Origin of the sequence: Ancylomarina sp., from assembly GCF_041555295.1 — a bacterium.
Lineage (GTDB): Bacteria > Bacteroidota > Bacteroidia > Bacteroidales > Marinifilaceae > Ancylomarina.
This window is the reverse complement of sequence record NZ_JBFFKR010000277.1, coordinates 1-4351: the sequence shown is the minus strand read 5'-3', so window position 1 is coordinate 4351 and position 4351 is coordinate 1. Positions and strand designations below refer to the sequence as shown.

Here is a 4351-nt window from a genome sequence, read left to right as displayed (position 1 = left end):
TTTGAAATACCAAGAACCACTGCATCACCCTTGTCATCAAAATAAGCATCGAAGGCAAATTCATCGCCAGCAATCACTTCTTCAATAATGAAAGATGAGGCATTGACCACCTCAATAGGGAACAGGCGCTTAGCATTCGTAAATTCATCTTCAATATCCTGCTTTACTTTTTGCCATTCATTCTCGTTTATCACTTTGTGAACACCTAAGCTCAAGAAACCAACTGCTGGTTTAATAATAAAGGGCATAGGGAGTTCATCTAAGTCGAGCTGATTAAGATCCTGAAGTGCGACTTCCTTAAAAAAGAAATTGGGATAGATACTTTTAATCAACTTACGAAATTCAACTTTGTTTTTAAAAAGGTTAATATATTCTGGAAGCCTTGTAAAGGCTAAATTGGTCGTTACCCAGTTTATTGAGTTCTCAGAATTGGTGTAAAGACGACTATTAGGTTTGTTTTTGAATTGTTTTATGATTTCCTCAGTGCTAATTAAAGCGATTTCACCATTTTCAATAATATCACCCGTATCAATTGCTGGATAATTATATTTGGTAATCGTATCCTTTAAAAATTGAGAAACGTAGGGCTTATCTAATAAAATCATATTTATAGGTTTCGATGTTTGTAAGGTCTTATTGCTGTTTCAAAGCTACAAAATTTGTGACTGTAATCCTGTTCTTCTAAATGAAGACTTATACTGAGTTATTATAAATTCACTCATGTGAAAATATTCAATAAAATGAATAAATAGTAGGATACTAGCGATTATTGACGTGATCTGAGTCAGGTGACAAGATCTTTTTTTTCACGATATAAAAGCTAACTTAAACACCCATTATGCAACTTTCTATCAGAGTATAGTATTAGTTCAGTTTAACAGTTAAAATGTGAATATTAATTTGTTTTCAAATGAAAATTCTTGAAAATCAGTTAATTATAGTGTGAGCGATTAAAAAATGACTACATTTGTCCGCTATGGGATTAAAACCAAGTGAACTTCACAATACAAGGAATACCAGAATCTATAGCTTTCAGTTTCTTATTTTCAGAATACTGTCCGATAAATTTCTACCACCATCCTACAATTAAGATTACCTATATATTCGTTTTAAAAACGGAAACTCAATTGCATGCCTTCAATATTTGGCATGTTATATTCATCTAATTTACATTTATGTTTTATTTAAAAACGTGGCTGGGGATTTGTTTCCTTGTGTCCACTATTTCCGTGCAAGCACAGGAGAAACCTCTTGTTGAAATTGGCGGAGCATTACGATTCAATTACAATTATTCTACTTGGAAAGATGCTCAACAAAAACGTGGCGGCGATTTGGGTTTCGATGTATTCCGATTAAACGCCAAAGCAAAATACAAAGGCTTAAAATTAAATGCTGAATACAGATTTTATTCAGAAGGTTTTGGAGGAGCCATGTTAAAACAAGGTTGGATTGCCTACGATTTTAATGAAAATGACGAATTGCAATTCGGTTTAACTCAGGTTCCTTTTGGTATCACAAAATACAATTCTAACTCATGGTTCTTTAGCTTAAACTACTATGTTGGTTTAGAAGATGATCACGACATGGGGTTAAAGTATACGCATCAGGGTGAAAATTGGGACTATAGTGTAGCCTTTTTCAAAAATGCGGAAGAACTTCAATTTGGAAATAATTCAGATGTATCCAATAGCCGTTACTCTTACGATGTAGGTTCAAGTTCGGATAATGATGGGAATCTTATTCTCCGAAATAAAGAGGTGAATCAACTGAATGGAGATTTGTCTTATAAAATCAATACTACAAATGCAAAACACCGTATGGGTGTATCTGCACAATACGGAGGTCTGTATAATATAGATACCGAAGATATAGGAAATCATTATGCCCTTGCTGCTTATTACGAATTGAAAGCAGGTAAATTTGGTGTAAAAGCTCAAATAGCCAATTACAAATACAGTCCTGAGAATCCAGTTGGAGAACGGGATGATGTTGTTGCTATGACTGCCTATGGCGCACCTTATTTGGTTGCAGCCGAAGCAAGTATCTATACGCTTGGATTAAGCTATTCTATTCCTTTGGAATGGGGGCCAGTATCTAGTGTTGTTATCTATAACGATTTTGGATATATGGATAAGGCAGAAAGCAATTTCGAAAGTTCTATGATGAATGTAACGGGTGCCATGTTTACGGCAGGTAACATTTATACTTATTTTGATATGGCTGCAGGTAAAAATCAACCTTGGCTAGGATCTGAATGGACCAATGCTTTGGCTGAAGGAACTCCTGACGCTGACTGGGAGATGCGTTTCAATATTAATGTCGGTTATTACTTTTAATCAATAGAATTCCTCGAGGCTTGCCTCGGGGTTAAAAGAGGAAAGCTTGAAAACCTTAGGCTTTCATAACGCTTTTATAAAAGCGTGTTTTACTAATGGTTGAGAGCTTTTGCGTCTTAAAAACGCTTATCTAACGAAAGTGAGATACCATTAAATATCTTGTGGGCTTGCCCCAGGGTTATTTATTTAGAAAAATGAGATGTTATGTCGGATAAAAGAAAAATAAAGATCAAGGTTGAGGACTTAACCCTGATTTTCGGAAAACGTAAACGTGAGGCTCTTGCTCTACTTGAGAAAGGGGTTTCAAAAGATGAAATTCTTAAGAAAACAAAATGTACTGTTGGGGTCAACAAGGTTAATTTTGAAATTAAGGAAGGAGAGATTTTTGTTATTATGGGTTTATCGGGAAGTGGAAAATCTACTTTAATCCGCTGTTTGAACCGACTTATCGATCCTACCGCCGGTAAAGTTTTTTTCGATGAGCATGATATTACTCGTGAAACAAATAAAGAACTATTGGAAACCAGACGTACAGAAATGAGTATGGTATTTCAAAAGTTTGGTCTCCTGCCACACAGAACAATTATTGAGAATGCTGCTTTTGGATTAGAGATTAGGGGAGAAGAAAAACAGGAGCGGGAAGAAAAAGCCCAACAAGCACTCGAAACCGTGGGCTTAAAAGGTTATGAATATCAATATCCATCGTCAATGTCAGGAGGTATGCAACAGCGTGTAGGTTTAGCACGTGCTCTGGCAAACGATCCGGCAGTTTTGCTTATGGACGAAGCATTTTCGGCACTCGATCCACTTATTAAATCGGATATGCAGGATGAGCTTCTGGAAATACAAAGCAAGTTGCAAAAAACGATTGTATTTATTACTCACGATTTGGATGAAGCCATGAAAATTGGTGACCGTATTGCGATTATGAAAGATGGTGTTGTGGACCAAATTGGTACAGCAGAAGAAATTCTAACAGCTCCGGCAACTGAATACGTTGAAGCTTTTGTTCATAAAGTAGATCGAAAAACTATTATTACGGCTGAAACGCTGATGTTTACAAAAAACACGATGGTTCAAATGCCTAAAGATGGTCCGAGAGGGGCCATCCGTAAAATGCGTACAGTTGGAGTTGATGTTCTTCCTGTGGAGGATGTGAATAGAGTATTTCTGGGTTACGTTTGGTTGCAAGACCTTCTGGAATTGGAAATAGAAAAAGAAACCTCTATTGAGAAAGCTCTGAAGACAGATGTCCCTAGTGTATATAAACACTATTCAGTAGAAGATATGTTACCCCTAATTACAGGGACTAAATACCCTCTAGCTGTTATAGGGGATGAAACAGGGAAGTTACTTGGACTGGTATCTCAAACGTCGTTGATTATTGAAGCGACGCGATTTGGTAAAAAAGAGATAAGTGAATTAAAAGAACAAGCAAACGAAATGTAATATGGAAAAATTAATTGATCTAGGTAAATATATAGAAGCCGGAATTAATAAGCTGGAAGAGAATTTTTCCGGCTTATGGGGAGCTATTGATGATATCATCTCATGGACGGTTGATGGTATGAACGACGTGTTTTTGGGCATTCCTTTTTATATCATTATTGCATTTGTAGCCTTAGGGGCTTATTATGCCAATGCTGGGAAAAGTGCCTTTAAATTAGAAGGATTAAAAAAAGGAGCTGGAATGGCATTATTTGTCATATTTGGCTTATTGTTGATTTTTGCAATGGGGTACTGGGAAGAATCCATACAAACAACTACACTGGTTATTGTTTCAACCGTGATTGCCCTGATTTTGAGTATTCCACTGGGAATTTTGGCTGCTCGAAGCAAAACCGCTGATGTGATTATTCGTCCTATACTTGACTTGATGCAAACCATGCCAGCCTTTGTTTATCTGATTCCGGCTATTTTCTTTTTTAGTGTAGGAAATACTCCCGGAGTTGTAGCTACTGTGATTTTTTCACTTCCACCGGCCGTACGTTTAACTTGTTTGGGAATTCAAAATG

General features: G+C 36.5%; 4 protein-coding genes. 3 read left to right on the top strand and 1 reads right to left on the bottom strand.

Annotated features, from left to right (window positions below; genetic code table 11):
* On the bottom strand, positions 1-605 hold a 605-nt coding region (locus ABY905_RS14510; RefSeq protein WP_372645132.1), incomplete at its 3' end, for an ATP-grasp domain-containing protein.
* A gap of 570 nt (positions 606-1175) precedes the next feature.
* Here ABY905_RS14510 and ABY905_RS14505 point away from each other — a divergent pair.
* The 3 genes from ABY905_RS14505 to ABY905_RS14495 all read left to right on the top strand — a co-directional run.
* Positions 1176-2336, top strand: a complete 1161-nt coding sequence (locus tag ABY905_RS14505; RefSeq protein ID WP_372645130.1) for a hypothetical protein — start codon at positions 1176-1178, stop codon at positions 2334-2336.
* Positions 2337-2540: 204 nt separating this feature from the next.
* Positions 2541-3785: a glycine betaine/L-proline ABC transporter ATP-binding protein gene (locus ABY905_RS14500; protein ID WP_372645128.1), complete on the top strand. Its 1245-nt coding sequence runs from the start codon at positions 2541-2543 to the stop codon at positions 3783-3785.
* Position 3786: 1 nt separating this feature from the next.
* Positions 3787-4351 (top strand): ABC transporter permease (locus ABY905_RS14495; protein WP_372645126.1); only part of this gene is annotated, 565 nt, incomplete at its 3' end.